We start from the raw sequence: 22,975 nt of genomic DNA, 5'->3' as shown, positions 1-22,975 counted from the left end.
ACCAGGAGAGACACCATGTCCCTGACCTCGTCCCGGCACCGCCGTGCCGGCACCGCGGGGCTGCTCGCCCTCGTCCTGCTCGCGGCGTCCGCCTGCGCCGACGACGGCCCGACCGCCGGCTCCGGCGGCACCGTCAAGATCGGTCTGCTCGCCTCGCTCTCCGGCACCTACCAGTCGGTGGGCAAGGACATCCGCGACGGCTTCCAGCTCTACCTGTCCGGCCACGACGGCAAGCTCGGCGGACGCAAGGTCGAGCTGGTCGTCGCGGACGAGGGCAACGGCGCGGCGACCGCCGTGCCCGCCGCCACCAAGCTGCTCAAGCAGGACCGGGTGGTGGCGCTCACCGGCATCGTCGGCGGCGGCTCGGTGGCCGCGGTCTATCCGCTGCTCAACGAGACGAAGGTGCCGTTCGTCGGGTCCAACGGGCGGCCGGAGCTGAAGGACGTGTCCCGGGTCTGGCACACCTCCTACCTCTCCGACGAGCCCGGCGAGGCGATCGCGGCGCACGTGCGCGACGACGTCAAGGGCAAGGTCTACGCGATCGGCCCGGACTACCAGGGCGGCTGGGACGAGCTGCGGGGCTTCACCGAGGCGTTCGCCGCGGCCGGCGGCAAGCTCGCCAACCCGGACGGCAAGACCACGTTCACGCCGTTCCCGGCGACCACCAACTTCACCCCGTACTTCGCCCGGATCAAGGCCTCCGGGGCGAACGCGGTCTACACGTTCTACGCCGGTGGCGCGGCCGTCGACTTCGTCAAGCAGTACGCCCAGTCCGAGATCAAGGACGTGCCGCTGTACGCCGCCGGCTTCCTGACCGAGGGCGGGGTGCTCGACGCGCAGGGCGACGCCGCCCGCGACATCTACTCGGTGCTCAACTACTCGCCCGACCTCGACAACGCCGAGAACCGCGAGTTCGTGGCGGCGTGGAAGGCCGAGCACGACGGCTCGCCGACGACGTACGCGATGGCCTCCTACGACGCGGCGGCGGTGCTGGACCGGGCGATCGCGGCGGCCGGTGACGACGCCACCCCGGAGAAGATCAACGCGGCGATCGGCCAGCTCGGTCAGATCGCCAGCCCGCGCGGCACCTGGCAGTTCTCGCCGACCACGCACGCCCCGGTGCAGAAGTGGTACCTGCGCCAGGTCCGCCAGGACGGGCGGGCGCTGTCCAACACCGTGGTGGGCGACCTCGCCACCGTGGGGGGATGACCGGCGTGCCGGTCGACCCCTACGTCGTGCCGGCCCTGGACGGGGTCGCCTACGGGCTGCTGGTGTTCGTCGCCGCGGCCGGGCTGGTGCTCTGCTTCGGCGTGGCCGGCATCCTCAACCTCGCGCACGGGCTGCTGTTCGCCATCGGCGGCTACACCGCCGCGGCGGTGCTGGACGGCGGCTGGGCCAGCCTGGCGGTGGCGCTGGCGGTCGGCGTGGCCGCCGCCACCGCCGCCGGCGCGCTGGTCGCGGTGCTGCTCGCCCGGGTCGCGACGGCCGGGCACCTCACCCAGGCGCTGCTCACCTTCGGGGTCGCGCTGGCCGGCGGGAGCCTGCTCGTCGCCGCGTTCGGCCCGGACGACCCACCGGTACGGGTGCCGGCCGCGCTGGACGGGTCGGTGGCGGTCGCCGGGCACCGCTACGCGGCGTACCGGCTGGTCTTCATCGTGGTGGCCGCGGCGCTCGCCGTCCTGCTGCACCTGGTGGTGCGGCGGACCCGGGCGGGCATGCTGGTGCGGGCGGCGGTCGACGACGCGGAGATGGTCGCCACGCTCGGCGTGAGCCCGGCCGTGGTCCGGGTCGGCGTGCTGGCCGCGGCCGGGGCGCTGGCCGGCGCCGCGGGCGTACTCGGCGCGCCGATCATCGGCCCCGGGCCGGACACCGCCGACGCGGTGCTGCTGCTCTCCCTGGTCGTGGTGGTCCTCGGCGGTCTCGGCTCGATGACCGGCACGCTGCTCGCCGCGCTGGCCGTGGGCCAGATCCAGACGCTCGGCGTCGCGCTGGCCCCGTCGGCCGCCCCGTTCCTGCTCTTCGCCGCCATGGCGGTCGTGCTCGCGGTCCGGGCCCGCGGCCTGGCCACGGCGCGGACGGCGACATGAGGGGCCGGGCGGTGCGGGTGCTGCGGCCGGCGGTCGGCGCGGCGGTGCTGGCCGGTCTGGTCGCCGCGCCCTGGTCGGTGGACGACTACACCGTGGCGCTGCTGGCCCGCACGCTGGCGTTGGGCCTGGTCGCGGTCGGCGTCGCGCTGCTGACCGGGGTGGCCGGGCTGCCCACGCTCGGCCAGACCGCGCCCTACGCGGCCGGCGCGTACGCCGGGGCGGTGGCCGGTGGCCGGCTCTCCGACGTCGGGCCGGTGCAACTGCTCGTCGCGGCCGTGGCGGGCGCGGCGCTGGCGGTGGTGGCACTGCCGCTGGTGCTGCGCGCCCGCGGGGTGGTGCTCCTGATGATCACGCTGGCGGTGGGTGAGCTGGCGGTGGTGCTGGCCGGCCGGTGGACGTCGGTGACCGGCGGCACCGACGGGCTGGCCGGCATCGCGCCGATCCGCCCGCTGTGGGGGCTGCCGGTGCTGGCCACCGACCGGTCCCGCTACCTCTACACGCTGTTGGTGGTCGCGGTGCTCACCGGCCTGGTGCTGCTGGTCCTGCGGACCCGGGCCGGCCTGCTGCTGCGGGCCGGCCGCGACGACGAGGCGCGGCTGCGGGCCAGCGGGCACCGCGTGCCGGCGCAGGTGGCGGGCGTCCACGTGGCCGCCGGCGCGATCGCCGGCGCGGCCGGCTCCCTGCTGGTCACCGCCCAGCAGTACGTCTCGCCGGCCGACTTCGGCTTCGACACCTCCGCGCTGCTGCTGCTCGGCGTGGTCGTCGGCGGCACCGCCTCGGTCGGCGGCGCGCTGGTCGGCGCCGTGCTCGTCGTGGCCGCCCGGGACTGGCTGTTCGGCGCGCTGCCCGGGCAGGCGCCGCTGGTGCTCGGGGTGGCCTTCGTCGTCGCCGCGTACCTGCTGCCCACCGCCCGGTCCGCCCGGCCGGCGCCCCGGCGGTCCACCCCGACCGCCCGACCCGCCGACGCGCCCCGCCCGGCCGCGATGACCGGAGTACGCCCGTGACGCCGCTGCTCGCCGCCGAGGCGGTCACCGTGCGCTACGGGTCGTTGACCGCGCTCGACGCGGTGGACCTCCACGTCCCGCTCGGCCAGCGGCACGCGCTGATCGGGCCGAACGGCGCGGGCAAGACCACCCTGCTGGACGTGGTGGCCGGCGCCACCCGGCCGGCCGGTGGCCGGATCCGGCTGGCCGGGCGGGACGTCACCCGGCTCGGGCCGGCCGCCCGCGCCCGCCGCGGCGTGGCCCGGATCCACCAGCGGCCCGCCGTCTGGGACTCGCTGACCGTACGGGAGAACGTGCTGGTCGCCGCGCTGCCCCGGGCCGAGCGGGCGGGTCGGTGGCATCCCACCGCCCGACGGCGGGCGGCCGGGCGTACCGCCGAGGCGCTGCTGGACCGGGTGGGCCTCGCCGCCCTCACCGCGACCACGGCCGGGCAGCTCGCCCACGGGCAGCGGCGGCAACTGGAGATCGCCGTGGCGCTGGCCGGCCGGCCGCGGCTGCTGCTGCTGGACGAGCCGGCCGCCGGGCTCTCCGCGGTGGAGGTCGGCTGGCTGGCGGACTTCCTGCGCGGGCTGCCGCGCGCGGTCGCGGTGCTGCTGGTCGAGCACCGGCTGGACCTGGTCTACGCGCTCTGCGACACGGTGACCGTGCTGCGGGACGGCCGGACGCTCGCCACCGGGTCGCCCGCCGAGATCCGCGCGTCCGGCCCGGTCCGGGAGGCGTACGCGGAGGGGGTGGCGTGATGCTGCGCATCGAACGGCTGTGCGCCGGTTACGGCGGCGGCACCGTCCTGCACGAGGTGAGCCTCGACGTGCCGCCCGGCGCGGTGCAGGCGGTGGTGGGCCGCAACGGCGCCGGCAAGAGCACGCTCGTGCACTGCGTGGCCGGCCTGGTCCGGCCGCACACCGGCCGGATCGAGATCAGCGGCGTACCGGTCGCCGGCCGGCAGCCGCACCGCGTCGCCCGCGCCGGGGTGGGACTGGTGCCGCAGGGCCGCCGGGTCTTCTCCCGACTGACCGTGGCCGAGCACCTGGTCCTGGCCGCGGCGCCGTGGCGGGCGGCGACCCCCGGCGGGGAGGGCTGGACCGTCGCCCGGGTGCTGGAACTGCTGCCCCGGCTCGGGGCCCGACTGCGTCATCGCGGCGACCAGCTCTCCGGCGGCGAGCAGCAGATGCTCGCCATCGCCCGGGCGTTGCTCGGCCAGCCCCGCGTGCTGCTGCTCGACGAGCCGTGCGAGGGGCTAGCGCCCGACCTGGCCGCGCGGATCCGCGAGCTGGTCGGCTCCCTGGCCCGCTCCGGGACGACCGTGCTCCTGGTCGAGCAGCAGATCCGGCACGCGGTCGAGATCGCCGACCGGATCGCGGTGCTGGAGTACGGCCGGGTGGTCTACGACCGGCCGGCGGACGAGGCCCGGGCCGACCCGGGCGCGGTGGCGGCGCTGCTCAGCGTCGCCGCGGTCGCGGAGCCGCCGGCTTCCCGGCCCCGACCCGGAGTGCCGACGGCGCCGGGCCCACGAACCGACCGACCGCGACAGGAATGAGGAGCGATGCCGACCGACGCCTCCGAGACCGACTACGCCTTCGACACCGGCGCCGCCGACGCGGTGCCCCAACTGCACGCGCTCGAAGCCTTCCTCGACCCGATCACCACCGGCCGGATCGCCGCGCCGCTGCTCAGCCCGGACGCCCCCCGGTGCTGGGAGGTCGGCGCCGGCGGCGGCTCGGTCGCCCGGGCCATGGCCGCCGCGGTCGGCCCGGCCGGCCGGGTGGTCGCCACCGACCTCGACCTGACGCACCTGCGCCCGGCGGTCAACCTCGACGTCCGCCGGCACGACGTGCGTCGGGAGCCGCCGCCGGGGGACGCGTTCGACCTGATCCACGCCCGGCTGGTGCTGCTGCACCTGCCGGAGCGGCGCCGGGTCCTGCGCACCCTGGCCGGCGCGTTGGCCCCGGGCGGGTGGCTGGTGGTCGAGGAGTTCGACTGCACCGCGCCGCTGCGGGTGCTGACCGCGCCGAGCGACGACGCGGCGAAGCTCTTCGCCCAGGTGACGGACGCGATGCTGGGCATCCTGCAGAGCCACGGCGCGGACCTGGCCTGGGCGCAGGACGTGCACGCCGAGCTGATCGGGGCGGGCCTGGTCGACGTGGACACCGTCAGCCACGCGCAGAGCTGGCCGGGCGGCTCGCTCGGCATCTCACTGTACGGCACCAACTCCCGCCAGTTGGAACCGGAGCTGCTCGACGCCGGGCTGTCGACCGGCCAGTTGGAGGCGTTCCGCCGGCTGCTGCGCGACCCGGGGTTCGCGGCCATGTCCTACCAGTTCGTGTCGACCCGGGGCCGGCGGCGGCGGTGAGGTCGGGGAGTCAGCGCAGCGGTCCGTCCCCGGGGCCGGACGGATCGTCGACGAGGTGCACCGCGGCCTCCTCGGCGCTGGCCGCCCCGCCGTCGATGCCGACGTCCCAGGCGACGGAGTCGGCCTGCTGGTCCTCGCCGAATCCCTGGTCGTCGGCGACCAGCCGGCCGGTGCGGGCCTCCCGTTCGTAACCCCGGCGGATCAGCTCGTCCTCGTCCTCGGCCGGCTCGGCGTACGGGTCGACGTCCGGCTCCTCCTGGGCGAGCAGGTGCGCCAGCGAGTCCCCGGCGCGCTCCTCGGCGGCCGTGGTGCCGAACCGGTTCGCCGCCGTCCAGTGGTCGGCGGCGGCGATCCCGGTGTCGAGCGGGTCACCGACGGAGTCGTCGAGCGTGTCGGAGGCGTCCAGCACGCCGTCGTCCTCGGCCACGTTCCACTCGTCGGTGGTCTGCCCGGTGTCGCTCATCGCGGTTCCCTCCCTGGTGGGTCTTCTGCTCCGCCATCCCAGCCCAGAAACCCCGCCGAGGGAAGAGCCGGGTGACCTGGGTAATGCCGGCGGGCGGTCGGGAGTGCTTGGATGGACGTCATGCCCAACCCCGCGATCCTCACCGTCGACGACGACCCGGCCGTCTCCCGGGCGGTGGCCCGCGACATCCGGCGCCGCTACGGCGACCGTTACCGGGTGGTGCGCGCCGACTCCGCCGAGGCGGCCCTGGAGGCGCTGCGCGAGTTGAAGCTCCGCGGCGAGCAGGTGGCGGTGCTGCTCGCCGACTACCGGATGCCGCAGATGAACGGCATCGAGTTCCTCGAGGCGGCGATGGACCTGTTCCCCGCCGCGCGCCGGGTCCTGCTCACCGCGTACGCCGACACCGACGCGGCGATCAACGCGATCAACGTGGTCGACCTCGACCACTACCTGCTCAAGCCGTGGCACCCGCCGGAGGAGAAGCTCTACCCGGTGCTCGACCAACTGCTGGAGGCGTGGACGGCCGGCGGGGCCACCGCCACGCCCGAGCTGCGGGTGGTCGGCCATCGCTGGTCGGCGCCGTCGTTCAAGGCGCGCGACTTCCTGGCCCGCAACCTGGTGCCGTTCCGCTGGGTGCTCGCCGACGAGGCGGAGGGCGCCGAGCTGTTGCGCGCCGCGGGCGTGACCGCGAACGACGTACCCCTGGTGGTGACCGCGGACGGCAAGTCGCTGGTGCAGCCGTCGCCGGCCGACCTGGCCGCGCAGGTCGGCCTGGCCACCACCCCGGCGGCCGACTTCTACGACCTGGTGGTGGTGGGCGCCGGCCCGGCCGGGCTCGGCGCGGCCGTCTACGGCGCCTCGGAAGGGCTGCGGACGGTGCTGATCGAACGGCGGGCCACCGGCGGGCAGGCCGGGCAGAGCAGCCGGATCGAGAACTACCTCGGTTTCCCGGACGGGGTCTCCGGCGCGCAGTTGACCGACCGGGCCCGGCGGCAGGCGCTGCGGTTCGGCGCGGAGCTGCTCAGCGCCCGCGAGGTGGTGTCGTTGGAGAACGCCGGCGGGGCGCGGGTGCTGCGGTTCAGCGACGGCAGCAGCGTCGCCGCGCACACCGTGGTGCTCGCCACCGGCGTCTCCTACCGGATGCTGCCCGCGCCGGGGCTGGCCGAGCTGACCGGTCGCGGCTGCTTCTACGGCTCGGTGGCGAGCGAGGCGCCGAGCTGCTCCGGGGAGGACGTCTACATCGTCGGCGGGGCCAACTCGGCCGGCCAGGCCGCGGTGCACTTCTCCCGGTACGCCCGCCGCGTGCACCTGCTGATCCGCGGCGACGACCTGGCCCGGTCGATGTCCAGCTACCTGATCGACCAGATCGCCCGGATCGACGCCATCGAGGTCCACCCGTGCACCGAGGTGGTCGGCGGCGCCGGGCAGGACCACCTGGAACGGGTGACGCTGCGCGACATGCGCACCGGGGAGACGCGCGAGGTCGACACCTCGTGGCTGTTCGTGTTCATCGGCGCGGAGCCGCACACCGACTGGCTCGACGGCGCGGTCGCCCGGGACCGCCGGGGCTTCGTGCTGACCGGGCCGGACCTGACCCGGGGCGGTCACCGGCCGGCCGGCTGGGCCCTGCCCCGCGACCCCTACCACCTGGAGTCCAGCATGCCGGGCGTGTTCGCCGCCGGTGACGTGCGGGCCGACTCGGTGAAGCGGGTCGCCTCGGCGGTGGGCGAGGGCGCGATGGCGGTTTCCCTGGTGCACCGATACCTGGAGGCGCAATGACGTCGGATCGGTTGACCCCGGACGAGCTGCGGCAGCTCTTCCTCTTCGAGTCGCTCACCCCGGAGCAGCTCGCCCACCTGGCCGAGCACGGCCGGGTGGAGCACCGTGGCGCCGGCGAGGCGGTCTACGTCGAGGGCGAGCCGGCGAGCTGCTTCTTCGTGCTGCTGGACGGCACCGTGGCGATGCACCAGCGGGTGCAGGGCGACGAGGTGGAGGTCAGCCGCACCGACAAGCGCGGCGTCTACGGCGGCGCCATGCAGGCGTACATCGGTGACCCGGCCGAGCAGCGCTACCGCAACAGCCTGCGCGCGGTCACCGACTGCGCGGTGTTCGCCGTGCCGGCGGCGATCATCGCGGACGCGATGCGTGCCTGGTTCCCGATGGCCACCCACCTGCTGGAGGGGCTGTTCGTCGGGATGCGCAACACCCAGACCATCGTCGGCGAGCGGGAGCGGCTGCTGGCGTTGGGCGCGCTCTCGGCGGGGCTCACCCACGAGCTGAACAACCCGGCGGCGGCGGCCGTGCGGGCGACCGCCGCGCTGCGCGGGCGGGTGGCGAAGATGCGGCACAAGCTCGCCATGATCGCCGACGGCCGGCTCGACGGGCGGCGCCTGCACGACCTCGTCGCGTTGCAGGAGGAGGCGGTGAAGCGGGCCGCCGCCGCGTCGCCGCTGTCGCCGCTGGCGGCCAGCGACGCCGAGGACGAGCTGGGCGACTGGCTGGACGAGCACGGCGTACGGGGGGCCTGGGAGCTGGCGCCGACGCTCGTCGCCGGCGGCATCGACAGCGGCTGGCTCGCCCAGGTCGACGCGGCGGTCGGCGGCGACGACCTGGAGTCGGCGGTGCACTGGATCACCTACACCATCGACACCGAGCTGCTGATGGGGGAGATCGACGACGCGGTCACCCGGGTCTCCGGGCTGGTCGGCGCCGCGAAGCAGTATTCCCAGCTCGACCGGGCGCCCTACCAGACGGTGGACGTGCACGACCTGCTCGACGCCACGCTGGTCATGCTCCACGCGAAGGTCCCGTCCGGCGTGCGCGTGGTCAAGGAGTACGACCGGAGCCTGCCGACCGTCCCGGCGTACGCGGCCGAACTCAACCAGGTGTGGACCAACCTGATCGACAACGCGCTCGGCGCGATGGCCGGTGAGGGCACGCTGACGGTCCGCACCGGGCGCACCGACGACAGCCTGACCGTGGAGATCCGTGACACCGGTGCGGGTATCCCGCCGGAGGTCCGGCCGCGCATCTTCGAGCCGTTCTTCACCACCAAGGCGGTGGGCGAGGGCACCGGTCTCGGCCTGGACATCTCGTACCGGATCGTGGTCAACAAGCACCACGGCGACATCCGGGTACGGTCGGAGCCCGGCGACACCCGGTTCACGGTGCTGCTGCCGCTCACGCCGGCCTGACCGGCGCGCCGGCCCGGCGTCCGGGTCGCGGCGGCCCGGTCAGAACAGGGTGGCCGGGCCGACCGGGGTCGGCTCGGGCAGCGGCGCGAGTTCCGGCAGGCGGGCACGGACCTGGTCGTGGAACCGGCGGGCCAGGTCGGGCGCGTCCGCGTTGTCCGGCGTGTGCACGAACACCGTCGGCGAGCGGCCCTCGCGCAGCCACCCGGTGACCACGTCCAGCCACGGCTGCCAGCCCTCGACCGTCGCGGCCGGATCGTCGCGGCCGAGGTAGCGCACCACCGGCCGGTCGGTCAGCGCCTCGGTGCGCAGCGGCAGGCGTGGCTTGCGCGTCCACGCCTCCCGCTCCCCGTCGCTCGTCGGCGGGGTGCGGAAGAACGCGGTGGTGTCGAACGGGACCCACTCCGCGCGGGCCCGGCCGAGCGTCGCCGCCAACGCGCGGGCCGCGCCGGCGTCGGTGAAGAAGGCGGGGTGGCGGACCTCGACCGCGTACCGGTGGGTGGCGGGCAGGGCGCGCAGGAACCGGTCCAGGTCGGGCACGTCGCCCGGGCCGAACGAGCCGGGCAGTTGCACCCAGAGCGTGTCCGCCCGGGGGCCGAGCGGCTCCATCGCGTGCAGGAACGCCCTCAGCTCCGCCTCGCCGCCGGTGAGCCGCCGCTCGTGCGTGACCGCCTTCGGCAGCTTCGCCAGGAGCCGGAAGTCGGGCTCGGTCTGCTCGGCCCAGGACGCCACCGTCGCCGGGCTCGGCGTCGCGTAGAACGTGGTGTTCCCCTCGACCGCGTCGCACCAGCCGGCGTACGCCCGCAGCCGCTCGTGCGCCGGCAGCGAATGCCCCGGCCAGGCCCGGTGCGTCCACATGGCACACCCGACGCGCAGTCGCATCCGACCCCCTCCCGGCCGCGCCCACCGTATCCGACCCCTCCCTCCCTCCCCACCCGGGCTCCCAGAACCGGCGAGTGATCAAGGAGTTCGTGTCGAAGTCGATCTCCGCGGCGACACGAACTCCTTGATCACGCCCGAGGGGGTGGGGGTGGCGCGACCCGACCGTCGATCTTGGAGTTGTGGCACCGGCCATACCTGGGTGAATCAGACATTCGCTGGCACCACAAGTCCAAGATCGGTGGGAGGTGGGAGGTGGGAGGTGGGAGGGAGGGGAGGTGGGCTCAGAGCGGGGTCAGGGCCTTGGTGATGTTTCGCTCGGCCAGGTCGAGCATCCATCGCCGGTCGGGGAAGTCGCCCTCGGCGATCCGCAGCGGTCCCTCGATCAGCGACAGCACCTGCGCGTACCGGTAGAACTCCAGTCGGTCCGCGTCGAGCGCGAGCGGATGCAGCCTCGGGTAGGCCGCCCCGAAGCGCAGCCGCAGCCAGGCGTGCTCCCACTCGACGTCGAACCGGGTCAGACCCTCGATGTCGATCATCACCGGTTGGCCGTCCGGTGTGACGAGCACGTGGTCCGGGCCGAGTTCGCCGTGCACCAGCGCGTACTCCCGCCGTGGGGTCACCCGGTCGTGCAGGCCGCGCAGGTGGGCGGCGATCCGATCACGAGCGGCGGCCGTTCGGGGGTCGCGGGCGGCCGCCCCGGCGAGGTGGCCTGACGCGCGGGCCAGCACCACGTCCTCGCAGGGTCGGGTCGGTGAGATGTTGCGGGCGATGTCGGTGAGCCGGCCCCAGCGAGGGCCGAACGTGGTGTGCATCCGCCGAAGCGCGTCCCCGAGCCGGGCCAGCGGTTCGGCCGCGCGTTCGGGGTCGCGGGTCAGCAACGCCTCCAGAGTCACCCCGCCGACGTCCTCCACCAGCGCGACGTCGGCGTCGAGGTGGCGGCCGGCGGGGGCACGGGCGATCAGGTGCGGCACGCGGACGTCGGCGGCGGTGAGCGCGGCCTGATTGACGGCGAACAGTTCCGGCCCGGACGCCTCGGTGAACGGGTCGTCCGGGACGGCCTCCGTCTCGGGCCAGTAGTTCTCCCGTGGCGACCAGACATAGAGGATCGCGGTCGACCCGTCGTCGAGCCCGATCCGGTAGACGCCCTTGCGGGTGCCCCCGGTGAGCCGGTCGAGTGTGGCGACCCGGCGGTCCGCGCCGAGCCGGTCGCGTACCAGGTCACGGATGTCGTCCGGCCGCAGGAACGTGCGCGTCACGGCCGTTCCAGCCGGACCGGGTCGCCGCGGATCAGGTCGTCGTGGATCCGGCGGCGGGCGGCCGTGCCGGCGCGGCGGGCCGCCTCGTCGTCCTCGGCGACCCGCCGGCGCAGCAGGTCGACGGCGATCCGGCGGTTGAGGTGCAGGTGCCGTTCGGTGTCCACCACCACCACGTGACCGGACGGGCGGTGGGTCGCCCGTACGGCGGTGCTGGCCTTGTTCCGGTGCTGGCCGCCGGGTCCACCGGTGCGGCACGGCGTGAACGCGACGTCCGCCTCCCGGAACGGCGTGTCCACCACCTCGGCCCGGTGCGGCCGGGCGGTGACGTACCAGTTCTTCCGCCCGTGGCCGGGCCGGTAGGGGCTGGCCGCCTGCCAGCAGAGCGTGCCGGTCCAGCCGGCGGCGAACGTCTCCGCCCCGGCGCCGGTGATCCGCAGCAGCACCGAGCGCCAGGTGCCCGGCCGCTCGCCGGGGACGGTCTCGACCCGGGTGGCGACCAGCCGGTGGCGGGCGGCGTCGGCCTCCAGGCGGGACAGCAGCCGACCCAGTGCCCAGGCGCATTCCTGCGGGCCACGCCCGGCGGAGAGGAACAGGTCGGTCACCGCCGCCCCCGGCGGCGCGCCGGCGCGACGTCAGGCGTCTTGTAGGTGACCAGCGGCACCGTGGTGGTGACCGGGGTGGCGAGGTCGTGTGCCACCAGGTCGCCGATCACCTGCTCGATGCGCTTGTAGGCGGTGGGCGCCTCCTCGAACAGCAGTTGGCGGTCGCCGCACACCACGAGCGACCCGACCGGGGTGCGACGCAGCTCCTCGACGGTGTGCTTGGCCCTGCCACGGCGCAGCGCGTCGGCACGGGACATCTTCCGGCCGGCGCCGTGCGCCACCGAGTGGTTGGCGTCCGCGCCGGCGTGCGCGGCCACCAGGTACGACGGGGTGCCCCGGGTGCCGGCGACCAGCACGTCCCGGCCGTCGCCCGGGGCGGCGCCCTTGCGGTGCAGGTAGTGCCCGTCGCGGACCTCGACCAGGTTGTGGCACTGGTCGACGACCGGTTCGGTGGGCTCGGCGCCCAGCGCGTGGGCGACCCGGGCGGCCAGCAGTCGCCGGTTGAGCGAGCCCCACCGGACGGCGTCGTCGTGGCGGGACAGGTAGGCCGCCGGGTCGGGCGCGGGGCCGGCGCCGTACGCCTCGGTGTGCTCGCGCAGGATCTTCTCGCCCAGCCCGCGCGAGCCGGAGTGCACCACCAGCACCAGGTCGCCGGCGGCCAGCCCGAGCCGGTCGGCGTGCGCCGGCGCGTCGACCGCGCCGACGCGGGCCAGCTCCACGAAGTGGTTGCCGCGCCCGACCGTGCCGAGGCCGTCGAGGTGCCCGGCCGGCACGTCGCCGGTCAGCACCGACCAGGCCGGGTCGTCGGCGTCCCGGTCCGGGTGCAGGGCGCGGTCCAGGTCGGGGAAGCGGGCGGCGAGCCGTTCCGGTACGGCCCGACGTAGCGCGATCGGGAACACCGCGATGCCGCAGCCGATGTCGGAGCCGACGAGGAACGGGTAGAGCACGCTCGACGCCATGGCGGCGCCGATCGGCGCGCCCTTGCCGGGGTGCAGGTCGGGCATCGCGGCGACGTGCGTCATGCCGTCGAGGGCGGCGACCTGGTGGCACTGGTCGAGCGCGGCGGACTCGATCCAACTGCCGGGGGAGGAGAAGACGGAGACGGAGGCAGGCACGAACGCTCGTTTCGTTCGGAAGGGGTGTGGGGAGCGGCGGGGTGCGGTCCGTCAGAACGTCATGACCGACACCCTCCCGGACCCCGCCACGCCCGGCAACCGACTTTCCGTCGACATCGGGTCACCGGCTCCATAGACTCCGGTCGTTCTGGTACCACGAGTCCAGGGAGGACCCACGTGTCGAGCGAAACCCGACCGCACGTCGCCTTACCGCTGCTGGCCCGCCTCGCCGGGGTGACGGTGGCCGCCGCCGCGCTGGTCGCCGGCTCCGCCGTCGCCGCGACCGCGGCACCGGCCGCCGACCCCGCGCCGACCAAGGGGCCGTGCGCGTACACGCCGACGCCGGACGAGCCGGCGGCCCGGCCGGTGCCGCTGCCGCCGGACCCGCGCCGCACGCCGGACCGGGGCACGGTACGGGTCACGCTGCGCACCAACCAGGGGCCGATCGGGCTGACCCTGGATCGGGAGCAGGCGCCGTGCACGGTGCAGAGCTTCCTGCACCTGACCCGGCACCGGTTCTACGACCGGACGCCCTGCCACCGGCTCACCGCGTACCCGACGTTGACGGTGCTGCAGTGCGGTGACCCGTCCGGCACCGGCGAGGGCGGCCCGGGCTACCGCTACCGCGACGAGCTGCCCACCGACCTGCCGCCCGCGCCGACCGACCCGACCGGTGTCCGCCGCCTGTACGCCCGCGGCACGCTGGCCATGGCGAACGCCGGGCCGGACACCAACGGCAGCCAGTTCTTCCTGGTCCAGCGCGACTCGGCGCTGCGTCCCAACTACACCGTCTTCGGGCAGGTGGACGCGGCCGGGCTGGCCACGCTGGACCGGATCGCGGCCGGCGGGATCGCCGCCACGCCGGAGGACCCGGCGCCGGTCGACGGCGCGCCGGCCCAGCCGGTGGAGATCTGCCGGGCCAAGCGGGGTCGCTGATCCGAGCACCCCGGCGGGTCGGCCTGGTCGGCCGTCCCGCCGGGGTGTCGCGGCACGGTCAGGCCGGCAGCCGCCAGACCTGGTTGGCGCCGCCGAAGCAGTCCCAGATCTGGAGCCGGGTGCCGTCGGCGGAGCTGTTGTCGGTGGCGTCCAGGCACCGGTTGGACACCGGGTTGCGCAGCGTGCCGTTGCCCTGGGCCTGCCAGACCTGGGCGCCGGTGCCGTTGCAGTCCCAGAGCTGGATCTTCGTGCCGTTGGCGGTGCCGGCGCTGGTCACGTCGAGGCACTTGCCCAGCGCCCGCAGCGTGCCGTCGCCGGCCACGGTCCAGCTCTGCGCGGCGGTGCCGTTGCAGCCGTAGAGCTGCACCGCGGTGCCGTTGGCGGTGCCGGCGGCGGCCACGTCGACGCACTTGCCGGCGATGCCGGTGATCGGCCCGGTGCGTCCGGACGGCGGCGGGGTGGTGCCACCGGTCGCGGTGTCGTAGATCGCGGTGACCAGCGAGGTCGCGCCGGTGGTGTCCTGGGACAGTTCCCAGTTCATCATCCCGCCCGCGTTCGCCATCGCCCACTGGGTCTTGCGCTTGACCGTCGGGATGCCGTTGTAGCACTGCTGGGCGCCGCCGGCCGTGGTGCAGTCCCGGTTGGCGTTGGCCGGGTCCATGCCGACCAGCGCGGCGTACGTGTAGTAGCCGGGCCGGCTGTAGAACGGCACGCCGAGCACCGCCTTGGCGGCGGGCAGGCCGCGCGCCTTCCACCCGTTGACGGCGGCGATCGACCAGTCGTAGTTGGCGTGCGGGCTGCCGCCGTCGTACGCCATGATGTTCAGCCAGTCGACCGCGCCGAAGACGGCCGTGGGCACCCCGTTGACGTAGTAGCCCTCGGCGACGACGGCGGCGGTGAGCAGCTTGCCCCGGCTGTGCAGGGCGCTGCCGAGCTGCTGCATCAGCAGCGTGTAGTTGCTGGCCGACGCGCCCGGGTCGGGATACTCCCAGTCGATGTCGACGCCGTCCAGGTTGTACTGGTTGACGAAGGCGACCACGTTGTTGACGAACGCGCCGCGGGCGCCGGAGTTGGCGGCGAGCGCCTCGAACGCGGAGTCGTCGCCGTCGTTCCAGCCGCCGATGGCGATGGAGACCTTGACGTTGGCGGCGTGCCCGAGGGACACCAGCGAGGAGAGCTTGCTGGGGTTCTCCACGGCGCGCAGGCTGCCGTCGCCGTTGGGCAGCACGAAGGCGTAGTTGACGTGGGTGAGCTTGCCGTACTGGATGCTGTTGACGCTGCCGCTCCAGGACGGCATGTAGCCGACGCTCCGGAAGCCGTTGGGCAGCACCACCGCCTCGGCGGCGGAGGGGGTGAGGGCGAGCGTGGCGGTGGCGGTGACCAGCGCGAGCGCACCGGCGGCGAGGCGTCGCCGGAGGTGGGGTCTGTGCATCGAGGGCCTTCCCGGGGGACGGGGGCGGACAGGGGGTCTTCCTCGAGGTGGACCAAATATTAAAGACTATTAACTAAGTCGTCAACGATGGACTTCGATGAGTTACGAGGCGTACGCGGACAGCGTCGCGAGCTGTCCGGCGGGCCAGCCGGTGTTGGCGGTGAACCGCACCCGCAGGTACCGGACCCCGGTGGCCGCGAACGTGAGCGTGGCCTGGTTGCCGGTGGCCGGGTCGAACCGGACGTCGACCGGGCCGGTGAGCGTGCCGAACGTCGCGCCGTCGGTGCTGCCCTGCGCCGAGAGCGTCTGCATCCGCGCCTCCCAGCCGGCCGGCAGCGCGAGCACCAGGCGCGCCACCGGCCGGGTGGCCCCCAGGTCGACCTGCCACCACTGCGGGAACGCGCCGTTGGCCGACTCCCAGTAGCTGCCCCGATCGCCGTCGACCGCGTTGCCCGGACCGTACGGCCCGCCCTGCTGGCTGCTCGCCGACGCCGGCCGCCCGGCCGCCAGGTCGCCGGTCGGCGGTTGGCCGCCCCCGACCACCGGCGGGGTGGGCCGCACCGGCGTGAGCGCCAGTTGCCCCTTGAGCATCCGGCCGCCGTCGGCGGTGAGCCGCAGGTAGTAGTCCGACGAGCAGGCCGTGCCGTCCTCGTCCAGCGCCCGGATCCCGGTCCCGGCCGGGGTGGCCGCCCCGGTCTCGCTGGTCTTCGCGATCTGGTTGCCCTCGTTGAACTCGTCGAACATCGACACGTAGAGCCCCTGTGCGCCGAGCCGGACCATGTTGTAGAGGTGCCGCCAGTAGAAGTCACCGTGCCGGCGGTGGCCGGCGGAGAGGTCACCGGGCATCACGCAGGGCTGGTAGTCGATGCCGTGGGCCGCGCAGTCGGCCAGGTCGGGGACATTGACGTTGGTGTGGAACCAGTCCAGCCCGTCGAGCGTCCCGGTGCGCCCCACCATCCACGGCGAGAGCATGTCGAACGCCCGGTAGACCTCGCCGAACCCGGGCCGGGAGTCGTTGATCCCCTGCCGCCAGTAGGTCGGCACCCCGCCGATCACGTAGCAGCCCTGGGCCTTGAGCCACCGCACCACGTCCAGGCAGGCGTCGGGGGCGAACGGGCGGCCGTCGTCGGCGAAGCCGAACCCCCAGACGCAGACCACCGGCCGCCCGTTCTGCCGGGCGTACGCCGGTGAGGCGGTGTGCGCCGACATCCTCGTCGTCCAGTCCTCCTTGAGCTGCGTCCGCATCGACGTCCAGCCGGTCACGTCGTACATGACGTAGAACTTGCGGTCGAAGCGCTCGGCCGCCGAGCGGACCTTGACCGCCATCGCGTCGCGGGTCGGTCCCTCGTCGCCGAACGGGTTGAACCGTTGCAGCGCCGCGGTGTCGCAGCCGTACTCCCGCATCCAGCGGAAGTGGGTGTCCACGGTCTGCTGGTCGTAGGAGGAGAAGAGCGTGGCCGGCCGGCCGTCGCCGAGGTTCGGGTAGGCGGTGGGGTAGCCGCGGGTGTACTCCCGCATGTCCGGCCAGGACACGATCGTGGTGTTGGCCGGGGAGGGCGACTGGAACCGGTCCCGGCTCCAGTGCCACCAGCCGCCGATCGGCGCGCCGTCACCCGGGCAGCTGAACCAGCCCTGGTAGCCGACGGTGACCTTGCCGACCACGTCGCCGGGGGGACTGGCCGCGGCCGCGGGGGTGGGGGAGAGCGCGAGGTCGGGAAGCGCGGCGAGCGCGGACCCGGCCACCAGGGACCGGATCAGGGTACGGCGGGTGGGCGCCATGGAGACCGCTCCTTCGGGGGAGGAGGAAGAAATTGACGGTCATCATGGCAGCACGCGACGTGACATTGCAATACTTAGACAGGTCGATGAAAGAAGCGGCGGGGCGATCCCGACCGGGACCGCCCCGCCGCTCCGAACTCAGGCGACCGAGGCCGGGAACCGCTCCCAGACCCGGTGCGCCGCCATCAGCCGCTGCACCGACTCCAGCGCCTCGGTGCCGGAGCCACCGGCGACCACACCCGGCGAACCGGCCACCCCGGCCTCCCGCAGCACCTCGGCCCCGGCGCCCCACGCGCCGATCGCCTTGGCGTGCCGCCACGCCTCCTCGACCAGCAGCGTCACCCGCGGGTCGACGGTGCGGGACCCGGGCGCGCCGGCCTTGGCGTCCCGCGCCGGCAGCGCGTCCGGCGCGGGCGCCGGCGCACCGGCCAGCAGGACCACGTCGAACTCGACCGACCGGGCGGTGGCGAACGTCCGCTGCACCGGCAGGCCGCCCACCGTGCCGCCGTGCGCGGCGATCAGCAGCGGCACCATGCCGGCGGCGAACACCGCCCGCTGGACCGGCCCCACGTCGTCCAGGTCGCCGTCCGCGTCGACCACGATGCCGACCGTCCGGCCGTCCGCCGGCCACTCCCCGCCGACCTGGGACAGCGCGGGGCTCGGCTGCACCTCGGCCGGCGGCACGGTGGGCTGCGGCACGGGCAGGCCGAGACCGGTGGCGACCTGCTCGCAGAGCACCGGGTCGACGTTGGCCAGGCACTGGAGCTGCCGCTCCTTGATCGCCTGGTGGTAGCACTTGCCCAGCTCGAACGTGTACGCCCGGACGATGTGCTCCTTCTCCACCGGCGACATGCTCGCCCAGAACAGCCGCACCTGGCTGTAGTGGTCGTCGAAGCTGGCCGGCGACGCCCGCACCTTCGGCGCCTCGGCCACCGTCACCGGAACGTCGACGAACGCGTGCTCCCGGTCACCGGCCGGGAACGGGTTGCCGCCGTCGAGCGAGTTCGGCCGGTACGGCGCCACGCCGGCGTGCACCGCGTGCTGGTGGAAGCCGTCGCGCAGCATGTCGTTGACGTCGGCGTGCGGCCGGTTGATCGGGATCTGGGTGAAGTTCGGCCCGCCCAGCCGGGTGAGCTGCGTGTCCACGTAGGAGAAGAGCCGGCCCTGCATCAGCGGGTCGTTGGTGACGTCGATGCCCGGTGGCAGGTGCCCGACGTGGAACGCCACCTGCTCGACCTCGGCGAAGTAGTTGGTCGGCGTCCGGTTGAGGGTGAGCGTGCCGATCGGCTGCACCGGCGCCATCTCCTCCGGCACGATCTTCGTCGGGTCGAGCAGGTCGACCCCGGCGAACGTCTCCTCCGGGGTGTCCGGGAAGACCTGGATGCCCAGCTCCCACTGCGGGAACGCGCCGGCCTCGATGGCGTCGTAGAGGTCGCGCCGGTGGAAGTCCGGATCCATGCCGCTGAGCAACTGGGCCTCCTCCCAGTCCAGCGAGTGCACCCCGAGCTTCGGCTTCCAGTGGAACTTCACCAGCACCGTCGCCCCGGCGTCGTCGACCATCCGGAAGGTGTGCACGCCGAAGCCCTCCATGGTCCGGTAGGACCGCGGGATGCCCCGGTCGGACATGTTCCAGATGGTGTGGTGCTGCGCCTCGGTGTGCAGGGAGACGAAGTCCCAGAACGTGTCGTGCGCGCTCTGCGCCTGCGGGATCTCCCGGTCCGGGTGCGGCTTGCCGGCGTGGATCACGTCCGGGAACTTGATCGCGTCCTGGATGAAGAAGACCGGGATGTTGTTGCCGACCAGGTCGAACGTGCCCTCGTCGGTGTAGAACTTGGTGGCGAAGCCCCGGGTGTCGCGGACCGTGTCCGCCGAGCCGCGCGAACCCAGCACGGTGGAGAAGCGGACGAAGACCGGGGTCTCGCGCCCCTTCTTCAGGAAACCGGCCCGGGTGACCTGCTCCGCCGCGCCGTTCGCGACGAAGACGCCGTGCGCGCCGGCGCCCCGGGCGTGCACCACCCGCTCCGGGATGCGCTCGTGGTCGAAGTGGGTGATCTTCTCGCGGAGGTGGTGGTCCTGAAGCAGCACCGGGCCGCGCGGGCCGGCCTTGAGCGAGTGGTCGGTGTCGCGCAGCCGGGCGCCGTTGGCGGTGGTGAGGTACGCCCCCTGCTGCCCCTTGGCGATCTTCGGGACGCCGGTCTCCGCGCCGGTGGGCGTACGCGTGTCCGGCGCGCCCTGCTCGTCCTTGGGCGGCAGCGGACCGTGCGGTGCGGTGGGCTCGTCGAGCGACGGCGGCGCGCTGCCCGGCGCGCCTGGCACGTCGGGGGTCAGCGCCTCGCCGACCTTCTCCACGGCGGCCTCGACGACGTCCTTGACGACCCGGGCGGGCTTGCTGGATTCCATCAGGACCTGTCCTCCGTTGCGGTGAAATGACCAGGCCCTCAGCCCCTACCCTGGGTCGGGGCGGGCAAACAAGGACGAATCGCTGGGCACCGCGACGGCGGTCGCCACCAGACCGTCGGCCACCAGCCAGCGGCCGTGGAACGCGCGCAACGGCGGCCGGCCGTCGATCCGGGCGCCGTCGACCAGCAGCCGGGCGGTGAACCGGCCGGCCGGGTCGAGCGTCACCTCCGCCTCCTCGAAGCCGAGCCACCGGCCGGTCAACGGGTACCACGCCTTGTAGACGGACTCCTTGGCGCTGAACAGCAGCCGGTCCCAGTGCACGCCCGCGTGGTCGCCGCGCAGCGCGGCCAGCCGCCGCGGTTCGCCGGCCGTGGTGACGACGCCGAGCACCTCCTCGGGCAGCGGCTCGTGCGGCTCGGCGTCGACACCCAGCGACGCCAGCGCGGTGGCCGGGGCCACCGCCGCCGCCCGGTAGCCGTCGCAGTGGGTGATGCTGCCGACCACGCCGGCCGGCCAGAGCGGCTCCCGCCGGGGGCCGGGACGGATCGGCGCCGGCGCGTACCCGAGCCGGGCCAGCGCCTCGCGGGCGCAGCGCCGCGCGGTGACGAACTCGCGGCGGCGGCCCGGCGCCGCGCGCGCGACCAGGTCCTCCTCCCCGGGGTACGGCGACTCGCCGGGCCGGTCGGCGAACGCCTCCACGACCACCGCCGCCGCCGGCAGCAGCGCCTCGATCACCCGGCGTCGCCGAGGATCCGGCGCATCGGCCGGGGCTCGCCGCCCCGGCGGCCCCACTCGCGCGGGTAGCCCAGCGACACCTCCTCGAACCGCACCCCGTCGTAGTGGGTGGTGCGCGGGATGTGCAGGTGGCCGTAGACCGCGACGGCCGCCCGGTGCCGCACGTGCCAGTCGGCGGTGCGGTCGGTGCCGCACCACTGGGCGAACTCCGGATACCAGAGCACCTCGGTGGGCTGGCGGACCAGCGGCCAGTGGTTGACCAGCACGGTCGGGAGCGCCGGGTCGGTGGCGTCCAGCCGCCGCGCGGTCGCGGCCAGCCGCGCCCGGCACCACGACTCCCGATCCGGGTACGGGTCGGGATGCAGCAGCATCTCGTCGGTGCACACCACCCCGGACGCGTACGCCGCGCGCAGCGACTCCTCCTTCGTGGTGGTGCCGGGCGCGCGGAAGGAGTAGTCGTAGAGCAGGAACAGCGGCGCCACGGTGACCGGGCCGCCCGCCCCGTGCCACACCGGGTAGTCGTCCTCCGGGGTGTCCACGCCCAGCTCGCGGCACATCGCGACCAGCGCCTCGTAGCGTGCCACCCCGCGCAGCGTCACCGGGTCGGTGGGGTGTGTCCACAACTCGTGGTTGCCGGGCACCCAGACCACCCGGGCGAAGCGGTCGCGCAGCAGCCGCAGCGTGCGTTCGATGTCGGCGAACAGTTCGCCGACGTCACCGGCCACGATCAGCCAGTCGTCCGCGCTCTCCGGCCGCAGGCCGTCCACCACCGCACGGTTCTGCGCGTACGACACGTGGAGGTCACTGACCGCGTACAACGCACCCGTCACCCGGCCGATCTTGCCAGCGGCGACCCCGGAAGGCCAGGCGCGGGGTTGAGCGGTGTCCGGGGTCCGACGCAGAATGGGCGGCATCGGTGTCGCGACCCCGGCGGCGGTGCAGGGCCGCACGGGCTGAAACGTCGACTCTTTTCCCGGAAGGGACGACGGCATGCACCCGATGTTGCGTCGGCTCGACGACCTCGCCACCCACCTCGCCGTCCGCCCGGACACCGTGGCGCTGCTCGGGCTCGGCTCGGCCGGCGTCGACCACGACCGGCTCGACGAGCACTCCGACCTGGATTTCTTCCTCGTCGTCGCGGACGGCGCGGTGGCCCGCTACGTCGCGGAGACCGACTGGCTCGCCGCGCCCTGCCCGGTCGCCTACAGCTTCGCCAACGAGCGCAACGGGCGGAAGGCGCGCTACGCCGACGGGATCTTCGTCGAGTACGCCGTCTTCACCGTGGCCGAGTTGTCCCGGCTGCCGTTCACCGGCGCCCGGGTGGTCTGGCAGCGCCCGGACGCCCCGCCCGGTCTGGCGGACGCCGGCGCGCCGGCCCCGCCTCCCACCCCGTACGACACGGTCGAGTTCCACCTCAACGAGGCGCTCACCAACCTCTACGTCGGCCTGCACCGCGAGCTGCGCGGCGAGCGGCTCACCGCGGCCCGGTTCATCCAGACGTACGCGGTGGACCGGGCGCTCGCCCTGGTCCGGCTCACCGAGCCGGGCGGGCACCGGCGGGACCCGTTCGACCCGAGCCGCCGGGTCGAGCAGGCGTACCCGCCGGAGGTGCTGCCCCTGGCCGAGATGGTCCCCGGCTACCTGCACAACCGGGCCGCCGCCCGGGCGATGCTCGACTGGCTCCAGGCCCGCTTCCCGGTCGACCCGGTCATCGGCGGCGCGGTGCGGGAGCTGCTGGCCCGGTGACGTGCGGGGTCAGCCGATCCGGTCGGCGACCCGGTCGACGGCGCGCAGCAGCTCCCGGGCGATGCCCGGCTCGGTCGCCGAGTGGCCGGCGTCCGGCACGATCCGCAGCTCCGCCTCCGGCCACCGGCGGGCCAGGTCGTACGCGGACGCCGGCGGGCAGCACAGGTCGTAGCGGCCGTTGACGATCACGGCGGGCAGGTGGCGGATCCGGTCCACCCCGTCGAGCAACTGGCCCTCGGTGAGGAAGCCGCCGTGCACCGCGTAGTGCGACAGGATCCGGGCGATCGGCAGCGCCCGCCCGTCGTCGGTGAAGTGGTCGAGCGTTTCGGGGTCGGGGCGCAGCGACGAGTTCACCGCCTCCCACCGGCCCCAGGCCCGCGCGCAGGCCCGGGCCTCGTCGTCGTCCGGGCCGTGCAGCCGGCGGTGGTAGGCGGCCAGCACGTCGTCACGCTCGGCCGGCGGGATCGGGGCGACGAACCGGTCCCACTCCTCGGGTTGCAGGTGGCGCAGGCCGCCCTGGTAGAACCAGTCCCGCTCGGCGCGGCGCAGCAGCAGCACGCCGCGCAGCACCAGCCCGGTGACCCGGTCCGGGTGGGCCTGGGCGTACGCCAGGCCGAGGGTGACGCCCCACGACCCGCCGAACACCAGCCACGACTCGACGCCCAGGCGCCGTCGGATCGTCTCCAGGTCGGCGACCAGGTGCCCGGTGGTGTTGGCGCGCACCTCGCCGAACGGGGTGCTGCGGCCGGCGCCGCGCTGGTCGAACAGCACCGCGCGGAATCGGCCGGGGTCGAAGAACCGCCGCGCCGCCGGCACCAGGCCGCCGCCCGGCCCGCCGTGCAGGAAGACCAGGGGTACGCCGTCCGGCCGCCCCACCTCCTCCACGTGCAGGACGTGGCCGTCACCGACCGGGATCCGGTGGGTGGCGTACGGCTCGACGGGCGGGTGGAGGGGGACGTCGGTCATGCCCGCCGATTGTGCCCGCCGAACGGGCGTC

The 22,975-nt window shown here is 74.5% G+C and carries 21 protein-coding genes; 10 read left to right on the top strand and 11 right to left on the bottom strand.

Translation table 11 applies throughout. From position 1 onward, the window contains the following. Positions 1 to 15: 15 nt before the first annotated feature. The 6 genes from H1D33_RS14725 to H1D33_RS14700 are packed head-to-tail and all read left to right on the top strand — an operon-like array spanning position 16 to position 5,441. Entirely contained in the window at positions 16 to 1,209 is a 1,194-nt protein-coding gene (locus tag H1D33_RS14725; protein ID WP_181567525.1) for an ABC transporter substrate-binding protein, read from the top strand. Beyond that, on the top strand, positions 1,206 to 2,087 hold the full coding sequence (locus H1D33_RS14720) for a branched-chain amino acid ABC transporter permease (RefSeq protein ID WP_181567526.1): 882 nt from the start codon (positions 1,206 to 1,208) through the stop codon (positions 2,085 to 2,087). The genes H1D33_RS14725 and H1D33_RS14720 overlap by 4 nt, the downstream gene beginning before the upstream one ends. Next, positions 2,084 to 3,091 (top strand): branched-chain amino acid ABC transporter permease, encoded by a 1,008-nt coding sequence (locus H1D33_RS14715; RefSeq protein ID WP_181567527.1) that lies wholly within the window; start codon positions 2,084 to 2,086, stop codon positions 3,089 to 3,091. Before H1D33_RS14720 ends, H1D33_RS14715 begins: the two co-directional genes overlap by 4 nt. Further along, positions 3,088 to 3,831, top strand: coding sequence for an ABC transporter ATP-binding protein (locus H1D33_RS14710; protein ID WP_181567528.1), 744 nt, complete (start codon positions 3,088 to 3,090; stop codon positions 3,829 to 3,831). The genes H1D33_RS14715 and H1D33_RS14710 overlap by 4 nt, the downstream gene beginning before the upstream one ends. Continuing rightward, positions 3,831 to 4,628 (top strand): ABC transporter ATP-binding protein, encoded by a 798-nt coding sequence (locus H1D33_RS14705; RefSeq protein ID WP_181572739.1) that lies wholly within the window; start codon positions 3,831 to 3,833, stop codon positions 4,626 to 4,628. Before H1D33_RS14710 ends, H1D33_RS14705 begins: the two co-directional genes overlap by 1 nt. Before the next feature lie 6 nt (positions 4,629 to 4,634). Beyond that, a complete protein-coding gene (locus H1D33_RS14700) occupies positions 4,635 to 5,441 on the top strand; it encodes a class I SAM-dependent methyltransferase (RefSeq protein WP_181567529.1) in 807 nt (268 codons plus the stop codon). Between the two features lie 10 nt (positions 5,442 to 5,451). Here the strand turns inward: H1D33_RS14700 and H1D33_RS14695 are convergent, their stop codons facing one another. Further along, on the bottom strand, positions 5,452 to 5,904 hold the full coding sequence (locus tag H1D33_RS14695; RefSeq protein WP_181567530.1) for a DUF5709 domain-containing protein: 453 nt from the start codon (positions 5,902 to 5,904) through the stop codon (positions 5,452 to 5,454). Positions 5,905 to 6,015: 111 nt separating this feature from the next. Between H1D33_RS14695 and H1D33_RS14690 the strand changes: the two genes are divergently transcribed. After that, positions 6,016 to 7,683, top strand: a complete 1,668-nt coding sequence (locus tag H1D33_RS14690; RefSeq protein ID WP_246411358.1) for an NAD(P)/FAD-dependent oxidoreductase — start codon at positions 6,016 to 6,018, stop codon at positions 7,681 to 7,683. Then, positions 7,680 to 9,098 carry an ATP-binding protein gene (locus tag H1D33_RS14685; RefSeq protein ID WP_181567531.1) on the top strand — a complete coding sequence of 473 codons (1,419 nt, stop codon included), beginning with the start codon at positions 7,680 to 7,682 and terminating at the stop codon, positions 9,096 to 9,098. Before H1D33_RS14690 ends, H1D33_RS14685 begins: the two co-directional genes overlap by 4 nt. Positions 9,099 to 9,137: 39 nt before the next feature. Here H1D33_RS14685 and H1D33_RS14680 read toward each other — a convergent pair whose 3' ends face one another. The 4 genes from H1D33_RS14680 to H1D33_RS14665 all read right to left on the bottom strand — a co-directional run bounded on the left by H1D33_RS14680 (position 9,138) and on the right by H1D33_RS14665 (position 12,950). Further along, the gene (locus H1D33_RS14680; RefSeq protein ID WP_220138785.1) at positions 9,138 to 9,953 is read right to left on the bottom strand and encodes a DUF72 domain-containing protein; all 816 of its coding nucleotides are present in this window, start codon (positions 9,951 to 9,953) and stop codon (positions 9,138 to 9,140) included. A gap of 305 nt (positions 9,954 to 10,258) precedes the next feature. Beyond that, positions 10,259 to 11,233, bottom strand: a complete 975-nt coding sequence (locus H1D33_RS14675; RefSeq protein ID WP_181567533.1) for a phosphotransferase family protein — start codon at positions 11,231 to 11,233, stop codon at positions 10,259 to 10,261. Continuing rightward, positions 11,230 to 11,835, bottom strand: coding sequence for a peptide chain release factor H (gene prfH, locus H1D33_RS14670; protein ID WP_181567534.1), 606 nt, complete (start codon positions 11,833 to 11,835; stop codon positions 11,230 to 11,232). The genes H1D33_RS14675 and prfH overlap by 4 nt, the downstream gene beginning before the upstream one ends. Beyond that, positions 11,832 to 12,950 (bottom strand): RNA ligase RtcB family protein, encoded by a 1,119-nt coding sequence (locus H1D33_RS14665; RefSeq protein ID WP_181567535.1) that lies wholly within the window; start codon positions 12,948 to 12,950, stop codon positions 11,832 to 11,834. Before H1D33_RS14665 ends, prfH begins: the two co-directional genes overlap by 4 nt. A gap of 177 nt (positions 12,951 to 13,127) precedes the next feature. Here H1D33_RS14665 and H1D33_RS14660 point away from each other — a divergent pair, with 177 nt between their 5' ends. Next, complete coding sequence (locus H1D33_RS14660; RefSeq protein ID WP_181567536.1) at positions 13,128 to 13,886, top strand: peptidylprolyl isomerase; 759 nt, start codon at positions 13,128 to 13,130, stop codon at positions 13,884 to 13,886. Between the two features lie 58 nt (positions 13,887 to 13,944). On the opposite strand, the gene H1D33_RS14655 is transcribed toward H1D33_RS14660, so the two are convergent. The 5 genes from H1D33_RS14655 to H1D33_RS14635 all read right to left on the bottom strand — a co-directional run bounded on the left by H1D33_RS14655 (position 13,945) and on the right by H1D33_RS14635 (position 21,062). After that, positions 13,945 to 15,318 (bottom strand): glycosyl hydrolase family 18 protein, encoded by a 1,374-nt coding sequence (locus H1D33_RS14655; protein WP_181567537.1) that lies wholly within the window; start codon positions 15,316 to 15,318, stop codon positions 13,945 to 13,947. A 102-nt stretch (positions 15,319 to 15,420) separates the two neighbouring features. Further along, on the bottom strand, positions 15,421 to 17,097 hold the full coding sequence (locus H1D33_RS14650; protein ID WP_181567538.1) for a glycoside hydrolase family 99 protein: 1,677 nt from the start codon (positions 17,095 to 17,097) through the stop codon (positions 15,421 to 15,423). Between the two features lie 138 nt (positions 17,098 to 17,235). Continuing rightward, the gene (locus H1D33_RS14645; RefSeq protein ID WP_181567539.1) at positions 17,236 to 19,497 is read right to left on the bottom strand and encodes a catalase; all 2,262 of its coding nucleotides are present in this window, start codon (positions 19,495 to 19,497) and stop codon (positions 17,236 to 17,238) included. 45 nt (positions 19,498 to 19,542) lie between these two features. After that, positions 19,543 to 20,232: a 4'-phosphopantetheinyl transferase family protein gene (locus tag H1D33_RS14640; protein WP_181567540.1), complete on the bottom strand. Its 690-nt coding sequence runs from the start codon at positions 20,230 to 20,232 to the stop codon at positions 19,543 to 19,545. Then, a complete protein-coding gene (locus tag H1D33_RS14635) occupies positions 20,229 to 21,062 on the bottom strand; it encodes a metallophosphoesterase family protein (RefSeq protein ID WP_181567541.1) in 834 nt (277 codons plus the stop codon). Before H1D33_RS14635 ends, H1D33_RS14640 begins: the two co-directional genes overlap by 4 nt. Before the next feature lie 160 nt (positions 21,063 to 21,222). On the opposite strand from H1D33_RS14635, the gene H1D33_RS14630 reads away from it, so the two are divergent. Then, complete coding sequence (locus H1D33_RS14630; protein WP_181567542.1) at positions 21,223 to 21,978, top strand: hypothetical protein; 756 nt, start codon at positions 21,223 to 21,225, stop codon at positions 21,976 to 21,978. A 9-nt stretch (positions 21,979 to 21,987) separates the two neighbouring features. On the opposite strand, the gene pip is transcribed toward H1D33_RS14630, so the two are convergent. Beyond that, complete coding sequence (pip, locus tag H1D33_RS14625; RefSeq protein ID WP_181567543.1) at positions 21,988 to 22,944, bottom strand: prolyl aminopeptidase; 957 nt, start codon at positions 22,942 to 22,944, stop codon at positions 21,988 to 21,990. Between the last annotated feature and the right edge of the window lie 31 nt (positions 22,945 to 22,975).

This window comes from Micromonospora ferruginea (assembly GCF_013694245.2).
GTDB lineage: Bacteria > Actinomycetota > Actinomycetes > Mycobacteriales > Micromonosporaceae > Micromonospora > Micromonospora robiginosa.
Note: the sequence above shows the minus strand (reverse complement) of the source record. Positions and strands in the feature narration are given on the sequence as shown.

Excerpts from the sequence above, each read along its gene's own strand:
- H1D33_RS14725 (WP_181567525.1), top strand. The coding sequence starts at position 16 with ATGTCCCTGACCTCGTCCCGGCACCGCCGTGCCGGCACCGCGGGGCTG.
- H1D33_RS14720 (WP_181567526.1), top strand. The coding sequence starts at position 1,206 with ATGACCGGCGTGCCGGTCGACCCCTACGTCGTGCCGGCCCTGGACGGG.
- H1D33_RS14715 (WP_181567527.1), top strand. The coding sequence starts at position 2,084 with ATGAGGGGCCGGGCGGTGCGGGTGCTGCGGCCGGCGGTCGGCGCGGCG.
- H1D33_RS14705 (WP_181572739.1), top strand. The coding sequence starts at position 3,831 with ATGCTGCGCATCGAACGGCTGTGCGCCGGTTACGGCGGCGGCACCGTC.
- H1D33_RS14700 (WP_181567529.1), top strand. The coding sequence starts at position 4,635 with ATGCCGACCGACGCCTCCGAGACCGACTACGCCTTCGACACCGGCGCC.
- H1D33_RS14695 (WP_181567530.1), bottom strand. The coding sequence starts at position 5,904 with ATGAGCGACACCGGGCAGACCACCGACGAGTGGAACGTGGCCGAGGAC.
- H1D33_RS14690 (WP_246411358.1), top strand. The coding sequence starts at position 6,016 with ATGGACGTCATGCCCAACCCCGCGATCCTCACCGTCGACGACGACCCG.
- H1D33_RS14685 (WP_181567531.1), top strand. The coding sequence starts at position 7,680 with ATGACGTCGGATCGGTTGACCCCGGACGAGCTGCGGCAGCTCTTCCTC.
- H1D33_RS14680 (WP_220138785.1), bottom strand. The coding sequence starts at position 9,953 with ATGTGGACGCACCGGGCCTGGCCGGGGCATTCGCTGCCGGCGCACGAG.
- H1D33_RS14655 (WP_181567537.1), bottom strand. The coding sequence starts at position 15,318 with ATGCACAGACCCCACCTCCGGCGACGCCTCGCCGCCGGTGCGCTCGCG.
- H1D33_RS14650 (WP_181567538.1), bottom strand. The coding sequence starts at position 17,097 with ATGGCGCCCACCCGCCGTACCCTGATCCGGTCCCTGGTGGCCGGGTCC.
- H1D33_RS14645 (WP_181567539.1), bottom strand. The coding sequence starts at position 19,497 with ATGGAATCCAGCAAGCCCGCCCGGGTCGTCAAGGACGTCGTCGAGGCC.
- H1D33_RS14630 (WP_181567542.1), top strand. The coding sequence starts at position 21,223 with ATGCACCCGATGTTGCGTCGGCTCGACGACCTCGCCACCCACCTCGCC.
- pip (WP_181567543.1), bottom strand. The coding sequence starts at position 22,944 with ATGACCGACGTCCCCCTCCACCCGCCCGTCGAGCCGTACGCCACCCAC.